Source organism: Paenibacillus xylanexedens (assembly GCF_001908275.1).
Lineage (GTDB): Bacteria > Bacillota > Bacilli > Paenibacillales > Paenibacillaceae > Paenibacillus > Paenibacillus xylanexedens_A.
This window is the reverse complement of record NZ_CP018620.1, coordinates 4,949,789-4,968,593: the sequence shown is the minus strand read 5'-3', so window position 1 is coordinate 4,968,593 and position 18,805 is coordinate 4,949,789. Positions and strand designations below refer to the sequence as shown.

10 protein-coding genes and 1 pseudogene are annotated in these 18,805 nt (G+C 42.8%); 5 read left to right on the top strand and 6 right to left on the bottom strand.

All coding sequences use genetic code 11. The features are described from left to right. Window positions 1–8 precede the first annotated feature (8 nt). The 3 genes from BS614_RS21665 (at window position 9) to BS614_RS21655 (ending at window position 11,048) form a co-directional block, all read left to right on the top strand. Window positions 9–9,830: a non-ribosomal peptide synthetase gene (locus tag BS614_RS21665; protein ID WP_074095527.1), complete on the top strand. Its 9,822-nt coding sequence runs from the start codon at window positions 9–11 to the stop codon at window positions 9,828–9,830. A 526-nt stretch (window positions 9,831–10,356) separates the two neighbouring features. Continuing rightward, complete coding sequence (locus tag BS614_RS21660) at window positions 10,357–10,755, top strand: hypothetical protein (protein ID WP_084174667.1); 399 nt, start codon at window positions 10,357–10,359, stop codon at window positions 10,753–10,755. Window positions 10,756–10,865: 110 nt separating this feature from the next. Beyond that, window positions 10,866–11,048, top strand: a complete 183-nt coding sequence (locus BS614_RS21655; protein WP_017687885.1) for a YjfB family protein — start codon at window positions 10,866–10,868, stop codon at window positions 11,046–11,048. A 143-nt stretch (window positions 11,049–11,191) separates the two neighbouring features. Here the strand turns inward: BS614_RS21655 and BS614_RS21650 are convergent, their stop codons facing one another. Beyond that, window positions 11,192–11,779: an HAD family hydrolase gene (locus BS614_RS21650; RefSeq protein ID WP_244898176.1), complete on the bottom strand. Its 588-nt coding sequence runs from the start codon at window positions 11,777–11,779 to the stop codon at window positions 11,192–11,194. Between the two features lie 41 nt (window positions 11,780–11,820). On the opposite strand from BS614_RS21650, the pseudogene BS614_RS21645 reads away from it, so the two are divergent. Next, window positions 11,821–12,390: pseudogene (locus BS614_RS21645) on the top strand (HAD hydrolase family protein); the annotation flags it as partial. 56 nt (window positions 12,391–12,446) lie between these two features. Here BS614_RS21645 and BS614_RS21640 read toward each other — a convergent pair. Next, window positions 12,447–13,553 (bottom strand): hypothetical protein, encoded by a 1,107-nt coding sequence (locus BS614_RS21640; RefSeq protein ID WP_074095525.1) that lies wholly within the window; start codon window positions 13,551–13,553, stop codon window positions 12,447–12,449. Between the two features lie 164 nt (window positions 13,554–13,717). Between BS614_RS21640 and BS614_RS21635 the strand changes: the two genes are divergently transcribed. Beyond that, window positions 13,718–13,900: a YjfB family protein gene (locus BS614_RS21635; protein ID WP_036613510.1), complete on the top strand. Its 183-nt coding sequence runs from the start codon at window positions 13,718–13,720 to the stop codon at window positions 13,898–13,900. A gap of 143 nt (window positions 13,901–14,043) precedes the next feature. On the opposite strand, the gene BS614_RS21630 is transcribed toward BS614_RS21635, so the two are convergent. From BS614_RS21630 to BS614_RS21615, 4 genes are all read right to left on the bottom strand, one after another. Further along, window positions 14,044–14,781 carry an HAD family hydrolase gene (locus tag BS614_RS21630; RefSeq protein WP_074095524.1) on the bottom strand — a complete coding sequence of 246 codons (738 nt, stop codon included), beginning with the start codon at window positions 14,779–14,781 and terminating at the stop codon, window positions 14,044–14,046. 71 nt (window positions 14,782–14,852) lie between these two features. Beyond that, on the bottom strand, window positions 14,853–15,902 hold the full coding sequence (locus tag BS614_RS21625; protein ID WP_074095523.1) for a zinc-dependent alcohol dehydrogenase: 1,050 nt from the start codon (window positions 15,900–15,902) through the stop codon (window positions 14,853–14,855). A 276-nt stretch (window positions 15,903–16,178) separates the two neighbouring features. After that, on the bottom strand, window positions 16,179–17,417 hold the full coding sequence (locus tag BS614_RS21620) for an aspartate aminotransferase family protein (RefSeq protein WP_074095522.1): 1,239 nt from the start codon (window positions 17,415–17,417) through the stop codon (window positions 16,179–16,181). Between the two features lie 89 nt (window positions 17,418–17,506). After that, window positions 17,507–18,715 carry an MFS transporter gene (locus tag BS614_RS21615; RefSeq protein ID WP_074095521.1) on the bottom strand — a complete coding sequence of 403 codons (1,209 nt, stop codon included), beginning with the start codon at window positions 18,713–18,715 and terminating at the stop codon, window positions 17,507–17,509. Between the last annotated feature and the right edge of the window lie 90 nt (window positions 18,716–18,805).

The following is an 18,805-nucleotide window of genomic DNA, read 5'->3' as shown; positions in this document are numbered from 1 at the left end:
GGTGCCGTATGTCTATTTTTAAGAAACAGGAATCGTATTGGGCAAGCCGATTTGAAGATGATGATCATCTTGTTCATTTGCCTTATTGCAAGACAACCTCCAAACACCCAGACGAAACGCAGCACCAGAATGATATATATAAGTCTTTATCAGCCGATGTTTCATATAAAATCAAGTCCATGTCAAGAAATGCTCCTATGGCGATATATACGATCTTATTAACGGGAGTTCAGTGTCTGTTATATAAATACACGAATGAAACCAAGATGATTATTGGCATACCAACGATGGAAGAAAAGAACAATGATCTATCCCTCTCGAATAAGGTTCTTATCTTAAAAAATAATTTCAATCATGCGATGTCATTCAAGTCCTTATTTAATCAAGTGAAGATCAGTTTAACCGAAGCCATTCAGCATCAACGAATCCCTTTCAGAAAAATGGTTGAACGTTTAAATGTTCAGTATGATTCGAACCATGTCCCATTAATTCATACCTTGGTTTCGTTGAATGAAATTCATCCCACCCTTGATGAAAATCATGTAAAAGCGGCGACGATGTTCCACTTTGATCTAAAGAACGACTCCATTCAGTTAAGATTAGTTTATGATGATGATCGTTATGATCGCGATTATATGGTTCAAATTGTAGAGCAACTTGACCAATTGTTTTCCGTAGTTCTAAACCAACCTGATCTGGAGTTAAGTTATGTCGATATGTTATCAGAGTTTCATCGAAACAAGCTGTTATATGACTTTAACGATACAAGGGTTGGGTATCCACATAACAAGACGATGCATCAATTATTTGAAGAACAGGTGGAACGAACACCGGACCATCCGGCAGTCGTATTTGAGAATAGACACTTAACGTACAGAGAGTTAAATCAAAAATCCAACCAATTGGCCCGATTGCTTCAAGCTAAGGGGGTGCAAGTGGGTGAATTCGTTGGGATTATGGCAGAGCGCTCACTTGAGATGATCATAGGTTTATTCGGTATTTTAAAAGCTGGCGGGGCATATGTCCCAATCGATCCGGAATATCCGGCAGATCGTATTCACTATATCCTTGAGGATTCAAAAGTGGCTTGGTTGCTGCATCAAGGTCATATACAGAAGCCGGAACATTATGCAGGAACATGTGTCATTCTGGATTCTGAAGTAAATCACTATGAGGATCATTTAAATTTGGTAGATGGAGCGATCTCCAGTGATTTGGCATACATGATCTACACGTCTGGAACAACAGGTCATCCCAAAGGCGTAATGATTGAACATGCCAGCATTGTGAATTCCCTGCAATGGAAATCGGATTTTTATCATTTTACCGGGGATGATCGGGTATTAATGCTGAATCCTTTCGTTTTTGATTCATTTATTACTCATTTCTTTGGTCCGATGATATCTGGCTCGACAGTGTATTTGTTAAACCAGCAACAGTGTAAAGATGCTATAGCCATCAATACGATGGTCAAAAATCAGCAAATCACGCACATCCAAAGTCCACCCAGTTTCTTGATGACTCTATTGGAACAAGTAAGCGCGGAAGATTGGGCATCCATGAAAAATGTGGTGGCTGCGGGAGAGAAGATTGTTCCTGCCTTAATACACAAATTGCAGCGCATCAATCCACGCATCGAAGTGTGTAATGAATACGGTCCAACCGAAAATAGTGTTGTATCCACAGTTCTGTCGATCAAGTCGGCAGATCAAAATATCTCAATCGGGAAGCCTATTGCGAACAATAGAGTCTACATTTTAGGAGAACGGAATGAATTGCAGCCTATTGGAGTTCAGGGAGAATTATGTTTAGCCGGAGCAGGGCTATCCAGAGGTTACTTGAACCGTCCAGATCTGACGGCGGAGAAATTCGTGGATGATCCATTTGTTTCGGGAGCGAAAATGTACAAGACAGGTGACTTCGCAAGATGGCTGCCCGATGGGAACATAGAGTATATAGGAAGGGCGGATCATCAAGAGAAAATTCGTGGACACCGGATTGAACTTGGTGAAGTGGAGACGGCTCTTCTAAATAGTACCCAGATAAAAGAGGCCATCGTCATAGCCAGAGAAGATGAAACGGAAACCAAACAATTATGTGCGTACCTGGTAGGAGAGGATGCAATCACGATCGGGGAACTGCGGGAGGCGCTGTCCCAGCAGCTGCCAAACTACATGATTCCGTCCTATTTTATACAACTGGATCAGATGCCGCTCACGTCAAACGGGAAAATAGATCGCAAAGCTTTGCCTGCTCCCAAAGAACATATGTTGAAGGGCATGGAGTACGAAGCACCCCGAACGATGGTGGAACAACAACTTGTATCTATCTGGGAAGAGGTACTTGGGGTAGAGAACATTGGGATTTTGGATAATTTCTTCGAGCTTGGAGGAGATTCGATTAAATCCATTCAAGTTTCTTCGAGGTTATATCAAGCAGGTTACCAGGTGCAGATGGAGCATCTGTTTAAAAATCCAACCATAGCAAGCTTGATTCCCTATGTTCAACCCATTAGTACGATGTCTGAACAGGGAATCATCACTGGAAAAGTGATGCTGACTCCAATCCAGCATTGGTTTTTTGAGCAATACAAGGTGGACGCCCATCATTATAATCAGTCCGTGATGTTGTATCGGAAAGAAGGTTTTCATGAAGTCACACTTCGGCGTGTATTCGATAAATTGAGTGAGCATCATGATGCACTTCGTACAGTATATCGCCTTACAGAACAGGGGTATGAAGCGTGGAATGAAGGGTTGGCAAGGGAATCCTTATATACACTTGAAGTGATGAACTTCAAGTCATTAGCAGATCCGTCTCAAGAAATCGAGAAGAAGGCAAATGAAATGCAAAGCACGTTCACTTTGGAACGTGGACCCTTGATGAAGCTGGGCGTATTTCAATGTGCAGACGGAGATCATTTACTCATCGTTATTCATCACCTCGTCATCGACGGGGTTTCATGGCGAATTTTGATTGAAGACCTATCGAGAGGATATGAACAATTAAGTGAGGGAGAATCGATTCAACTACCGCAAAAAACGGCTTCATTCCAATTATGGGCAGAACAGCTCCAGTTGTATGCGAACAGTGATGCGATAACGCAAGAGATTGCATATTGGAATGAAATTGAAAAAGCAACTTATAAGCCGTTACCTACAGATTTCGAAGCGGATCATGCATTGGAAAAAGACAGCGAAGAAATCATGATGGAATGGTCAGCGGCAGAAACGGAGCAATTATTAAAACAAGCGAATCGTGCGTATAAAACGGAGATTAGCGATTTGCTGCTCCATGCATTAGGCATGTCTATTCACAAATGGACGGGCATGGATAAAGTGCTGGTCAATCTGGAGGGACATGGAAGAGAACAAATTTTACCGGATCTCGATATTACACGAACGATCGGATGGTTTACGAGCCAGTATCCGGTTGTACTTGATATGGAAGCAAGTTCAAATATGTCTCTTTTCATCAAAACAAACAAAGAAATGATTCGTCAAATCCCTAAAAAAGGAATTGGTTATGGTATTTTACGATATTTAAGTGCACATCAGCAAGAAACGCCCTTTACCTTAAATCCTGAAATTAGTTTTAACTATTTGGGACAATTTGATCAGGATCTTCAGAATAGTGGGATGCAGATCTCTCCCTATCCAGGCGGAGCAACAGCAAGCGACAATCACAGAAGAAATGTTCTTATCGATATGAATGCCTTAATTGTGGAAGGCAAATTGACGTTGTCCCTTCGGTATAGTCGTACACAATATCAAAAAGAAACGATAGAGCGAGTGGGAACATATTTTAGAGATCATCTGCAAGAAATCGTAATGCATTGTGTGACAAAAGAGAAGCCGGAATGTACACCAAGTGATCTAACGTTAAAAGGAATTACGATTGAAGAATTAGAAGGATTTGTTCAAGAATCCGAACACATTGGTGAAATCGAAGATATATATGCTTTGTCACCGATGCAAAATGGGATGTTCTTTCATCATTTGCTTCATTCAAAATCGGAAGCGTATTTCCTTCAAACCACACTGGATCTTCATGGTCCGTTAGACGTGGGAGCTTTTACGAAGAGTTTGGATCAGTTGATGCAGCGTAATTCGATTCTCAGAACAAATTTTCATAGCAAATGGAAGAATGGACCTCTGCAAGTGGTATACCGTCATAAACGGAATGGGCTAATATACGAAGATTTACGTGAGATGAATGAAAAAGATCGTGAAGCATACGTGGCAGAATATACAAGAGCAGATAAAATAAAAGGTTTCGACCTGTCTCAGGATGTGTTAATGCGTATTTCGATCTTGCAAACGCATGACCAAACCTATCGTTTCATTTGGAATTATCATCATATTTTGATGGATGGCTGGTGCCTGTCGCTTGTAATCCAGGAGTTGTTTGATGGATATTTTGCTATTCAGGAACAACGAAAACTGGAGGCAAAGGGTACGATTCCATACAAACACTATATCGAATGGTTGGACAACCAAGATCATGATGCATCCCTGAAATATTGGCGTGACTATCTGGAAGGTTATGATGAGCAGACCACTTTGCCAAAAGAACATTCAATTACGAAGAGTGATGAATATCATTCAGAACATATGATTTGTACACTTAGTCAGGAATTAACCGGACAAATCGCACAAGTGGCCAGTCAGAATCAGGTGACGCTGAATACGTTCATGCAGACAGCATGGGGAATGTTGCTACAGATATATAACGGCAGTGAGGATGTTGTATTCGGAAGCGTGGTGTCGGGCAGACCTGCGGCGATTGTTGGAGTGGAGCGAATCATTGGTTTATTCATCAATACCATTCCTGTACGCATTCAGACTCAAGGTAATGAGACATTTGCAGCGATTATGAAGCGGAATCAGGAACATGCTGTTGCTTCTCATCCACATGACACGTATCCGTTATACGAGATTCAAGCGGAAACATCGCAAAAGCAAAATTTGATTGATCATATCTTGATATTCGAGAATTATCCTGTACAGGGCATTATGGAACAGTTTGGGGATCAGGAGGAGACAGTTCTTCGGATTACGAATGTAGAAGCAGATGAACAAACGAACTATGACTTTAATCTGATTATTAAACCAGGCCAATCCATGAAATGTATGTTCTATTACAATGCTAACGTCTATAGTAGGGCAAACGTAGAACGGATACAAGGTCACTTGATTCGGATACTGGAGCAAGTGGTCAACAATCCGCATATCCCTATCCATGAAATAGACTTGACCACAACACAGGAGAAAACACAAATTTTGGAACAGTTTAATGATTCTATGGCTGAATACCCAATGGACAAAACGATTCATGGACTGTTTGAGGAACAAGCGGCAAGAACTCCTGAACATGTTGCGGTTGTATTTGAGAACCAGGACTTGACCTATCAGGAGCTGAACCGGAAGGCCAATCAATTGGCACGAACACTGAACAGCAAAGGCATTCAAAATGATCAGTTAATCGGGATCATCGCTGATCGTTCGCTGGACATGGTTGTAGGAATCCTTGCGATTTTGAAAGCGGGTGGCGCATACGTGCCGATTGATCCTGAATATCCGGAAGATCGTATAAACTACATGCTTGAGGATTCGGGTGTACATGTACTATTAATGCAAAGTCATTTGCAAGAACGCATCTCTTTTGCAGGAGAGGTCGTTTACCTGGATCTACCTGAGTCCTATCATGAAGATCATTCCGATTTGGGAATGACTGCTGCACCAACAGGCCTGGCATATGTAATTTATACCTCAGGAACGACAGGTAAACCAAAAGGGACATGTATTGAACATAAAAATGTGGTGCGATTGTTGTTCAATAGTAAAAATTTGTTTGATTTTAATGCATCAGATACATGGACATTATTCCATTCCTTTTGTTTTGATTTTTCGGTATGGGAAATGTACGGGGCATTGCTCTATGGCGGAAAACTGGTTATCGTACCTCAAATGACGGCAAAAAGTCCCGAACAATTTCTACAATTGTTAAAAAACGAGCAAGTGACGATATTGAATCAAACGCCAACGTATTTCTATCATCTTCTTCAGGAAGAACTGGCAGGTCATGCAGCAGATCTGAAATTAAGAAAAGTGATTTTTGGAGGAGAAGCCCTCAATCCCGTGTTATTGAAGGAATGGAAGCTGAAATATCCATTTATCCAGTTAATTAATATGTATGGGATAACCGAAACGACGGTTCATGTAACTTATAAGGAAATAACCGACATTGAAATACATGCTGGAAAGAGCAACATTGGAAAACCAATCCCGACGTTGCAGACCTATATTTTGGATCAACATCAACGCATTCAACCGATCGGTGTTCAGGGAGAATTAGTTGTAGCAGGTGAGGGCCTAGCCAGAGGTTATCTGAACCGGCCTGATTTAACCGCAGAGAAATTTGTGGATCATCCCTGGATTACAAAAGGGAAAATGTATCGCACAGGAGATGCCGCAAGATGGCTGCCGGATGGAAATATTGAATATCTGGGACGAATCGATCATCAAGTGAAAATCCGTGGTTACCGAATTGAGCTTGGCGAAGTGGAAACTGCGCTTTTGCAAATAGACTCCATTCAGGAAGCGGTCGTTATTGCCCGTGAACATGAGGATGGTTCGAAGCAGTTGTGTGCGTATTGGAAAGGCGACAGCTCACTGACAGCGAAGAAAATCAGAATGGCATTATCTCATGAAATTCCGGATTATATGATCCCGTCTTATTTTATTCAATTACAGCATATACCGTTAACATCCAATGGAAAGGTTGACCGAAAGGTATTGCCATCTCCACAAGAACATATGCAAAAAGGCACCGAGTATATGGCACCGCAGAACGCTGTAGAACAAGCGATCGTCGCTGCCTGGGAAGCTGTGCTTGGTGTTCAAAAGATTAGCACATCAGATCATTTCTTTGAACTCGGGGGCGATTCGATTAAATGTATTCAAGTTTCCTCACGACTGCTTCAAGCAGGGTATAAAGTGGAAATGAAGCATTTCTTCACCTATCCGACAGTAGCGGAGTTGAGTGAACACGTTACATCTGTGAGCACTATTTCTGACCAAGGGGAAGTTACGGGGCAAGTGATGCTGACACCTGTTCAGCGCTGGTTCTTTGATCAAAATATGGTGGACGCACATCATTACAATCAGGAAATGATGTTCTTTCGTGAAAAAGGGTTTGATGTCCGCTTTATTCACAACATCATGGATAAGATCGTTAAACAGCATGATGCTCTCCGCATCCTTTATCGTCAGGCGCCTGAAGGCGGGTATGAAGCGTGGAATCGAGGGGCAGACGAAGATGGATTATACAGCCTTGAAATCGTTGACCTCAAAACAGAAGCAGATCCTGCATCGTTCATTGAAAATAAAGCAAAAGAAATTCAGAGTGGTATGGATCTGTCTCACGGACCTTTGATCAAACTTGGGTTGTTCCAATGTGCTGAAGGGGATCACCTGCTTATTGCCATTCATCATTTGTTGGTAGACGGGGTATCATGGCGTATTTTATATGAAGATATTCAGACAGGGCAAGACCAGTTCTTAAGAGGTGAAGAAATCCGGCTTCCTCAAAAAACGACCTCGTTTAAACAATGGGCAGAACAATTGTCTACGTTTGCAGACAGCCCGGCGATGAAGCAAGAGAATCCATACTGGAGTCGTGTGGAGCAGGCTCAGCTAAGCCCGCTGCCTAAAGATATGGATTGTGATGAGACGATTGGCAAAGATAGTGAAACGATCACCATTCATTGGACCGCAGCGGAAACCGAGCTTTTATTAAAGCAAACACATCATGCGTACCATACGGAAATTAATGATATATTGCTAACGGCATTGGGAATGGCTGTTCATGATTGGACAGGCATGGGAGAAATCCTCGTAAATCTGGAAGGACACGGTAGAGAAGACATCCTGCCAGAGCTGGACATTACGCGTACAGTGGGATGGTTTACGAGCATGTACCCCGTTATGATTACGATGGAGTCCGGGGCTGACTTATCAAGGAAGATTAAGACCGTCAAGGAAGGACTGCGCCAGATCCCAACTAAGGGCATTGGTTACGGGATTTCGAGGTATTTGTCACATGGACATGAAGGATTCAAGTTAGAGAAAAATCCTGAAATTAGTTTCAACTATATGGGACAGGTGAATCAGGATTCGGGCCAAGATGGCATTAAATTCTCGCATTATTCCAGCGGGCCATCCGTAAGTGAGAACAACAAGAGACCATTTGTGCTTAATATCAATGGCATTGTTGAAGAGGGGCGGTTGTCGCTGTCCATTAACTATAGTTCAAAACAATATCGCCGGGAAACGATGGAGCAATTGGCTTGTCTCTATAAGGAAGGTCTTAATAGAGTCGTTGAACATTGTGTAACGAAGGAACAAACCGAGCTTACGCCAAGTGATATTTCATGCAAGTCATTAACCATTGATCAATTGGATCAAATCGTGGAACAAACTGGGCACATCGGTCGAATCGAAAATGTGTACCCACTTACACCATTACAGAAGGAAATGTTGTACGAAAGTGAACGGAATCCAATTTCCGGCGCTTACTTTGTACAAATCATGTTTGACATGCGTGGTGATTTGGATGTTACCTCTTTTGCGCAAAGTTTGGATCAATTAATGCAAAGGCATGCGATATTAAGAACTAATTTTTACAGTGATTTCGTGGACATCCCTCTTCAAATCGTGTATCAAGAGAAGAAATTTGAATTTAACTATGAAGTTGTAGCTGGCACAAGTGAGCTGCAACGTAAAACGTATGTTGACGAGTATATCGAGCAAGACAAGGCGAGAGGATTTGACTTACAACGAGATTCGCTAATACGTATGTCTGTTTTACGAACAAAGCATGAGGAATACCGCGTCATATGGAGTTTTCACCATATTTTGATGGACGGCTGGTGTATGTCTCTTGTAAGTAAAGAGATATTTGAAAATTATTTTGCGATTCGGGAGAATAGAAAGCCTCAAGTGACCCTATTAACACCTTATAGTCAATTCATTGAATGGTTGGAACAGCAAGATCATCAAGGTGCAATAGCGTATTGGAGTCATTACTTGGATGGTTATGCGGGGCAAACGAAACTGCCTGGAGAAAAAATCAAACCGAAACATGAGAGACAGGATTCCAGAACGCTAAACTGTTATTTGGATGATGTACTAATCGAGCAAATGAAACAGATTGCAGAACAGCAGCATGTAACTCTCCATACGTTAGTGCAGACTGCTTGGGGTGTATTGTTGCAGCAATACAATGAAAGCAATGATGTTGTATTCGGAAGTGTTGTATCGGGCAGACCACCTGTCATTCCTGGGATCGAAAGTATGATTGGATTATTTATTAATGCGATTCCTGTTCGTATCCAGGCTCAGGCCGATGAGTCATTTATATCTCTAATGAAAAGGAATCAGGCACAAGCTGTGGAGTCACATGCATATGATACGTATTCGTTATATGATATTCAAAATCTGACCAAGCAAAAACAATCTCTGATTAACCATGTTGTTGTATATCAGAACTTCCCGGTAGATCATCGAATGGAGAGTCTGGGTCAGAAAGGTGAAATACCGCTTGAGATTATGAATGTTGGGGGTACAGAACACAATAGTTTTGATTTTACTTTGATCGTCAAGCCCCATGAAAATATGAAGATCATATTGATGTACAATGCCAATGTGTATGACCCATCTACCGTTGAACAGATACAAAAACACTTTATTTCCATGATTCAACAGGTGGTAAGTAACCCGGAAGTTAAAATAAACAAACTTGCGTTGAGTACATCGAACAGTTATTAATGGACAAGTAATGGGCCGCTCCAAAAGTGAGTTTTCTCCTCACTCAAAGCGCTAACGAATCTGACGCGTCTTAAGAGGTAGATCGACGTGAATAGCAATCTTTAACGAACCTCAGTAACGTTATTTCATCATATCAGGGTGTCAGATCCTAAAAAACGACCCAATCGATGAAATAACGTCTCTGTGATTCGTTACACCACAGACCTGTGCAAATCAGAGTGAATAGCGTGTGCCAGGTTCATTAGAATAAAATAACTTTAATAAGGGGTGTCCTCAGTCATGCTCATGACTTATGGGACGCCCCTTTTTATTGCTCCGTTTGTTTGGATAGCCTCCGGCTGAGCAACAAAATGAGGCTATTCCCGTCTAGGAGGTATGGAGAACATACTTAAGGGGTGTGGAGATGAAACGATTATGTATAATTTTCATCATAATATTGTGTATCACCAGCGGTTGCAGTTGGAAAACAAATCAGCCTCCTATCGCCAATTCTATGCCCCAAGAAATGCCTGGGGATTTTAATTTCATGGTTCGTTTTGGATATGGTGAAGTGACCAAAAATGAAATAAACAGCTATGAGGATCAGGTTGTTAAGGACCTCATTAATAAAGGAACGGCCACGGCAGATATTACCTTAACCACAGAAGAGATGCACAGCATCTATAAAAAGATGTATGAGATGAACGTGATGGGGATGAAGGATGTCGCTTTTACCGGTTCAAACTGTTCAAAAATACCTTATAATGAAGATAACTGGAAAATTACTGTAGATGGAGAAATGAAGTCTCTTACGTGGTCGGATCAACATTGTGATGTCACAAGCGAGGCAGATCAGCTGTTGAAACTGCGGAAGTTCATTCAACAGATCGTTGAAACGAAAGAAGCCTATAAGGAATTGCCTGAAGCTGAGGGAGGGTATGAATGAATGGAATGGATTCCCGTATACATTTTCATCGTCCTTTTAACAATTCCTCCCTTCTAACCGATATATAATAAGTACATCTATGTAATCAGAAAGTGAAAGGAGTGCAGAACATGGATATTGCAGCATTATCAATGGCGATGAGCCAAGCTTCAGTAGTGCAGTCGGCAAGCTTGCAAGTGATGTCGATTACGAAAGACATGGCACAGCAGCAAGGCCAGCAGATGGCGGAAATGTTGAAGTCAATGCCTGCTCCTCATCCCAATCTGGGTGGAAGTCTCGATCTTTCGGTTTAGTTGAAATTACAGCATGTGTCCTCATGTAACACCCATTGCAGCAAGCAAAACCCAAACGGCTCAATTCGAATGAATTGAAGCCGTTTGGGTTGTTTTTTTCTGAATACTCATTCCGAAATTACGATCTTTTTATTACGATCTTCTCAGCGAATCTTTGACAAGCTTGGCAATCTGCCTTCAAAGGGCAGTGTATCCTTCAATGTCCATAACTCATCGTAACTGGAAATCTGAAGATCGGCTTTGGACAAGTCCTGGTTGCCTGATCCCGGATTACGATATCCGATGCAGCGCATGCCTGCACTTTTGGCGGCCTGAACACCATTGCGCGAGTCCTCGATGACCAGACAATTCGACGGGGATGCACCAATCATCTCAGCTGTGGTCAGGAAAATATCTGGTGCCGGCTTGCCGTTTGTAACTTCCTCACCTGTCATTCGCACCTCAAAGTATTGCCCAAGTCCGGTTTTGTCCATGATCAGATCAATCAGTGCACGTGGAGAGGAAGAAGCAACGGCTATTGGTACGTGTTGCTCATGCAGCCAGCTTAACCAGTTTTCTACGGAAGGCATTGCCGTTAAGTTGGGATGGGCGAGCATCGTTTGCATCACATTATGCTGATGATAAGCAAATACTTCTTCTAGCGTAGCGGTCAGTTGATGTTTGTCCAATACTTGTTGCCACATGGACTTCAGCGTAACGCGAACATAAGTGTGGTGTTCTTCTTCCGTCATCACTGTTCCAAAATGGGCAAAGGAGCTACGCTCAATCTCGAAATAAAAACGGCATTGACTTCTACCTTGAATCCAATTCGGCTCTGTATGCGAGTAGCAATCTTCAACCTCACCTGGAACGCCGCATCTATGGTGATGTGGAAAATGACCCTGTAGCCAGAGAGAAGAAGGAGCTGAAACCGCACCCGTTTATTGCCGGATTAACGTATGGAGAGGCCGACCTGTATAAGGATGATGTGAACAGTGTATGTTTCCTGGAGAGCCTAGCCCTCCCGTTTGAGCGGATCAAACAAGAGTTTGAAGGAAAATTCGAAGTCATTCAGTGCACTGTGCCGATCTTTGGTGAAGGAAGTGGTGAACTGATGATCCCTGGCATTCACAAAGCGATTGCGATCGCCGATCTGCTGAAGTATTTAGGCATGTCCCTAGAAGATACATTCGCCATCGGTGATGGCATGAATGATGCCGAGATGTTGGAATTTTGTAATATCGGAATTGCCATGGGGAATGCAAAGCCTGGACTGAAAGCCATTGCAGATGTTATTACTGGAACAGTAGAGGAAGATGGATTGTATCATAGTTTTGTGAAGTATGGATTGATTGAAGGGTAAGTTGATTCACTAATGAACAGCTAATAAAAAGAGAGCAACCTAGTTGCTCTCGAATTTTAGTAATCGGACCATGAATATATCTGTCCATTGTAGAAGGTTACGTAGGTATTTCCATAGACCCAAATATCAATAGAACCTAATGAACTAGTAGAGTTACTGGTGCTGTTTGGACTCCCCCAAGAAAGTAACACTTGATTAAACGTCATCCCTAATTTGATCTTTTGCTGACTAATAAGTTTCCAGACGTTTGAAGACCAGCCTGGGTAATCTTTTTTAGGGTCACTGTCATAGAACAACCCATTAATAAATTCATTTGGATCGTCTGTAACAGGCAACTTGAACGTAATCGACTTCCCACTAGCTCTTTTGGCTTTCACAATTACATTATTTTTTTTAATATCAACGGAAAGAATTTTTATTTTTTCTAAATGATAAAGCGGATTTGAAGAAGGTAAATTATTTTTGTTAGCCCAATATTCGCCCCCCTTAAAAGCGATATGTATGAAATATTCGTAATCAAAATAATAACAAAAATTCGAAAATCCAATGTCCTTATATATGTATTCTGTGACGGTCTTTCCATTTGCTGATTGTATAGTTACTTCCGTGAGTTGATAAAGTTGGGTCATGCTGACGATCCAGCCAGGTTGATCTAGTGCATATGAGTATACTTTTGATCCAAAAACGGAACGATATGCTTTGGGAACACTAAGGACTCCGTTCATTAATTTCTTAGTCCGTGTTGCTCCGTCCTCGTCTCCCCATATAAATGCTACCATTAAATTATCTTCATTCCTGCCTGAGTAACCGGAAATCTTTAGAAACTTCTCGAATGATATGTAGGTTATTCCTTTGTACAATATGGTATCTTTCTTACTTACTTGTTCTTTCTTTAGTTTGGTTTTGACTTCAAATCCATTTCCTACAGCAATAAGTGAACCGATTTGTTTGAACATTTTGATGGGTATGTATATGGTACCATTATCCGCGAGATATGCTTGATCTTTGGAACTCGCAAGCTTTCCATCAATAAATATAGTGTATTCAATATCACGGTAGGACTCAGTTAGGGGATTACCAGCCGCTAACGTGTAAGGCGGAAGTAATAAGAACAGTAAACTAAAACTAATAAAAATACAGATCAATTCCTTAAAACCCTTCATTACAAGTCTCTCCTTTAATTTTTTTTACCTTAAGACTATAGCATGAAGCTAACAGCCATAACAGGTAATTATTTGCTTGATCTGCTTTGTTCAACATTTTCTCATCACTGTCCGACTTATAATAAGTACATCTATGTGATCAGACAGCGAAAGAAGTGTAGAACTTGGATATTGCAGCATTATCAATGGCGATGAGCCAAGCTTCAGTAGTGCAGTCGGCAAGCTTGCAAGTGATGTCGATTACAAAAGACATGGCACAGCAGCAAGGCCAGCAGATGGCGGAAATGTTGAAGTCAATGCCTGCTCCTCATCCCAATCTGGGTAGAAGTCTCGATCTTTCGGTTTAGTTGAAATTACAGCATGTGTTCTTATGTAACACCCATTGCAGCAAGCAAAACCCAAACAGCTCCAATTCAAATGAATTGAAGCCGTTTGGGTTGTTTTTTTTCTAAATACATTCCGAAATTATGATCTTTTTATTACAATCTTCTCAGCGAAACTTTGACAAGCTTGGCAATCTGCCTTCAAAGGGCAGTGTATCCTTTAATGTCCATAACTCATCGTAACTGGAAATCTGAAGATCGGCTTTGGACAAGTCCTGATTGCCTGATCCCGGATTGCGATATCCGATGCATCGCATGCCTGCACTTTTGGCGGCTTGGACACCATTGCGCGAGTCCTCGATCACCAGACAATTCGAAGGGGATGCACCAATCATCTCAGCAGTGGTCAGGAAAATATCCGGTGCTGGCTTGCCACTCGCGACTTCCTCTCCGGTCATCCGTACCTCAAAGTATCGCCCAAGTCCGGTTTTGTCCATGATCAAATCAATCAGTGCACGTGGAGAGGAAGAAGCAACGGCTATGGGTATATGTTGCTCATGCAGCCAGCTTAACCAGCGTTCCACGGAAGGCATTGCCGTCAGATTCGAATGGGCGAGCATCGTTTGCATCACATTATGCTGATGATAAGCAAATATTTCTTCCAGCGTAGCTGTCAGCTGATGTTTGTCCAATACTTGCTGCCACATGGATTCCAGCGTAACTCCTACATAGTTATGATGTTCTTCATCAGTCACCCTTGCTCCAAAATGGGTAAAAGAGCTGCGCTCAATCTCGAAATAAATCGGTTCGCTGTCAATTAGTACACCATCCATGTCAAAAATGACCGCTTGAATGATGTCATCATTGGGCGCTCCCAGTCCGTTAGATTCTTTGTTTACTGCCATGTTGTATTCCTCCTCCAGGATTGTGTATACATATATCTCTAATGTAGTCCTTTCATGGTTAACCTTCCACTTTAGAAACTGGAACCGCTGGATTGCAGCACAACTTTAATGGCATGTGATGAGGCTTGAAGTGTGCGTCCCTGAATATCGCAGCCAAGTGTGCGGAATGCTTCTTCGTAATCCTCCAACGGGAAGGAGTGGGTGATGATTTTTTTTGCCGGAATAATCCCTTGTTCAATCATATAATGTGCGGTTGCAAATGTTCCCAGAGAATCGATGGAACCAATAATTTTCAGACTGCGGTCCACAACTTCCTTGGGATTGAAGGATGTGTTTCCATCTCTCAGACCAACCAGCATCAGATAACCGCCGCTAGCGAGCTGGGAAAGTACTTGTGTGCCCACAACGCCCGTTGTATCAACAATCATATCTACCTGATGGGTTTCGGGTGACAGTGATTCTATGGCATTTTCGAAGGATGAATGAACTTCCCAACGATCAGGTGCAATGGAACCGGCAATGGCTAATCGCTCTTCGGAGATGTCGACCAGACAGCCGGTAACCCCCTTCGAAGCGAGCGCGTAGCTGTACAGAATGCCAATCGGGCCTGCACCGAGGATGATTGTTCTGAAATTCGGCAGTAGATGAATCTGATTAATCCCGGTCAGCATACAGCTGAGTGGTTCCGTCAAAGTTGCTTCTTCATAGCTCACATGATCCTTCAATTTGTACAAAAAACGATCCTCGGTCACGTAATAATCTGTAAATGTTCCGTCAGCACTTACACCTGTCTCGGTAACAGACTTGTGTGTGCAATGATTTTGTCTGCCTGTTCTGCACATGTCACATTGTCCGCAATAGTAGGTAGGGTCGACTACAACACGGTCGCCCGGTTGTAATGTCGTAACCGCAGAGCCAACTTCAATGACTTCCCCGGCAGACTCATGACCGAGAATGACAGAAGGAACTGCATGATATTTGCCGCTGACAATACCGAGATCGGTACCACATACACCTGTCGCCCGAATACGAACCAACACCTGATTATCTCTTGTAATTTCCGGAACAGGCCGTTCCTCAAGCGCCACATCCCAGGCCGATTTGTATACCAATGCAAGCATGATATAACCTCCTTGTAATTATATAAAATATAAATATAGCGATTCATCTTAAAACAGTTTCAGACAAGATACGAAAGTAGTGAAGGGGACGAAATCGATTCTGGAGAAGCGAAGTGTTCGCCTCAAAGCTTTCTGAAAGAAAGCTGCTTCGGAAGCATATGCTATCAATGGATTTTTCCCTTGGGAAAGGGAAATCAAGAAAATACGTGGATAACAGCGATCATAAGAACGATTCGTAACCGAAACGACCACTTCGAACAGTTGCATTGAAATGTTTTAATTAACGCTGGCGAGCACTGAATCCAGCCGCTCTACAATCTCAACCAGTTCGTCTTCAGTTGTGGTGAGGGAAGGCCGAACCTTAACAACGTTGCCAAATCCATATCTTGAACTTCTCAAGATTAGATGCTCATCTGTAAAAGCACGGTCAACAATGGCATTGGTTTTGAGTGTATCCGGTTCATTACCGTCACCTACAATCTCCAACCCCCACATTAACCCAACACCACGAGCTTCACCGATACTTGGGTATTTCATAGCCAATTCATGCAGCAACTCACCCAAAATTTCACCTTTGCGTTTCACCGCATCCAGAAACCCGGGTTCGGATACCACTTCCAAGGTGGATTTGGCAGCAGTTACGGAGATCAGATTGCTTCCTGAGGTGAAGGAATGTTCGTGCTTTTCGAGCACATTCAGCCGGGATTGCATTAATACCGCAGCAACAGGCACGCCGATCCCACCAAGACCTTTTGCAAGGGTAATCATATCAGGCTGGATATCAAACAGTTCGCTAGCGAACATGGTTCCGGTACGACCGATGCCTGTCTGTACTTCGTCGGCAATAAGAATAATATTGTACTCATCACACAGTTTACGCAGACGTTTGAAATATCCGGCGGGAGGGATGATATTGCCGCCATTCCCGAGAATAGGTTCGATAATCATGCAGGCAACTGAGCCAGAACTTGCATATTCTATCGCATCAGATATAGCTTCAACGCATTGATAGTCGCAGTCTCCATTTGAGGATTTGAATGGGCAGCGATAACAGTATGGGGCAGGTACATGGACAGCGTTAGCCACAGCCGAATTGGGGAAGCGTTTCCGCCGGAAGGCATTCCCCGAAATCCCGGTGGCAAATTGGGTCTGCCCATGATGGGACAGATACAGGCTGATGATGTCTGTTGATTCGGTATACTTCTGTGCAATTTTGGTTGCACATTCGTTGGCAGTTGAACCAGTGATATCCCGCATCCATCCGGCATTAATGTCGTCTGGAGCATATTCGATTAAGTGATCAAGTACTTCATTTACGTACGGTTCGGTGAAGGAGGAAGACATATGCGTCAGATTGCCGACTTGTTCCTGAATTTTGCTGACAACATGTGGGTGATTATAGCCCAGTGACAGATTGAATGTTCCCGACACGCCATCCAGGTATTCAACACCTGAATCGTCAATCAACTTAATCCCTTTTCCGGCTATGAAGCGGTTGTTGGTTAAAGTTTGCATACGATTTCCTCCAATATAATGGTGTACTAGCTCGAACGAAGCTCAACAATCCGGATGATGCGGGCATCACCTCCCTTAAGAAACGATGTTTACATTTCCTTGCTATGTTGTGCGAGAGCAGTACGTACTGCATTATTTTTTACAGTCCATAGATGAGAGACCATCAATGTGAGCAGCAGGATCAGACAGAATCCGGCCAAAATCCAGATTGTATTCACGACAGCCCCTGTACTCATACTCCATCCAGTCACATACTGCAAGATGGCACCTCCAATACCACCCGATGCGATCAGGATACTGGTTGTCCGCTCGGTCATACCGGGAATCAGAACATTTGCGTAGACTAGTGCGATACAGAACAGCCCTGACATAAACAGACCGGTTCCGAAAATGAGTACATACGTTGTCCACTGTCCAGTTACAAATACCATAGCGACCGTAAACAAAAGCGTGCCAACCGTACTCCAGATCAGGAAAGGCATATAGTTGACGGCTTCCGCTATTTTTCCGGAGAAAAGACGACCGATGATCATCGCAATCCACAGGATGGAGACACTAAGCGATGCGACAGATTCCTGAAGGTGCAGTCGTTCTACGAGAATGGAGGGCAGGAAGTTCATCAATCCCAGTTCCAATCCCATGTAGATGAAAAAGAAGATGACGAAGATTGTCAGCAGACCCAGATGTTTTCTCGAATATTGGGCTTTACCTGCTGCATGTGCCACTGTATTCTCGCCAGCCTGTTCCAGATACAGTGCGGCTGGCCGGGGCATAGTGATCCACAGCAGCATGAGAATCAGTGACAACAAGGCCACCGTATAAAAAGTAAGATGCCACAGATCCATCCAGATGAATAAAGCAGCGACAGCCGGGATGAGAAGTGCTCCAAGAGCAAAGAAGACATCCAGCTTGGACATGGCGACCGCCTTTTGATTCTCAGTGAATTCGATCGTGAATGCACCTACAGAGGGTTCGATGATACCTGAACCGAAGCCTACGATAATTGTGAGAAGAAGAACTACAGACCAGGATGGCAGAAAACCGAGTAATATATAAGCAGCTACAATACAGATCAGAGCAAGGGTCAGCATCGCTTTTCTTCCGATACGGGCTGTCAGGGCAGGAGCTACAATTACACCGACAAGAAATCCAAGAAACTGCAGAAATAACAAAAATCCGCCATCACTGTAACCGCGCTCATAATGTGACAATAAAACAGGGAGAAGTGCACCGAGCACAACGCTGGTTATGCCGATTAACAGATAAAAACCGCAGCTTAGAGCGAATATTCTTTTCAAAAGCCCGCCTCCTAGTTGGGTAAAAATTTTATATTATGTAATTAATGTTTATTTCATATATAACTTATACCATAATTGTCCAAATGTACA

Excerpts from the sequence above, each read along its gene's own strand:
- BS614_RS21665 (WP_074095527.1), top strand. The coding sequence starts at position 9 with ATGTCTATTTTTAAGAAACAGGAATCGTATTGGGCAAGCCGATTTGAA.
- BS614_RS21660 (WP_084174667.1), top strand. The coding sequence starts at position 10,357 with ATGGTTCGTTTTGGATATGGTGAAGTGACCAAAAATGAAATAAACAGC.
- BS614_RS21655 (WP_017687885.1), top strand. The coding sequence starts at position 10,866 with ATGGATATTGCAGCATTATCAATGGCGATGAGCCAAGCTTCAGTAGTG.
- BS614_RS21650 (WP_244898176.1), bottom strand. The coding sequence starts at position 11,779 with ATGACGGAAGAAGAACACCACACTTATGTTCGCGTTACGCTGAAGTCC.
- BS614_RS21640 (WP_074095525.1), bottom strand. The coding sequence starts at position 13,553 with ATGAAGGGTTTTAAGGAATTGATCTGTATTTTTATTAGTTTTAGTTTA.
- BS614_RS21630 (WP_074095524.1), bottom strand. The coding sequence starts at position 14,781 with ATGGCAGTAAACAAAGAATCTAACGGACTGGGAGCGCCCAATGATGAC.
- BS614_RS21625 (WP_074095523.1), bottom strand. The coding sequence starts at position 15,902 with ATGCTTGCATTGGTATACAAATCGGCCTGGGATGTGGCGCTTGAGGAA.
- BS614_RS21620 (WP_074095522.1), bottom strand. The coding sequence starts at position 17,417 with ATGCAAACTTTAACCAACAACCGCTTCATAGCCGGAAAAGGGATTAAG.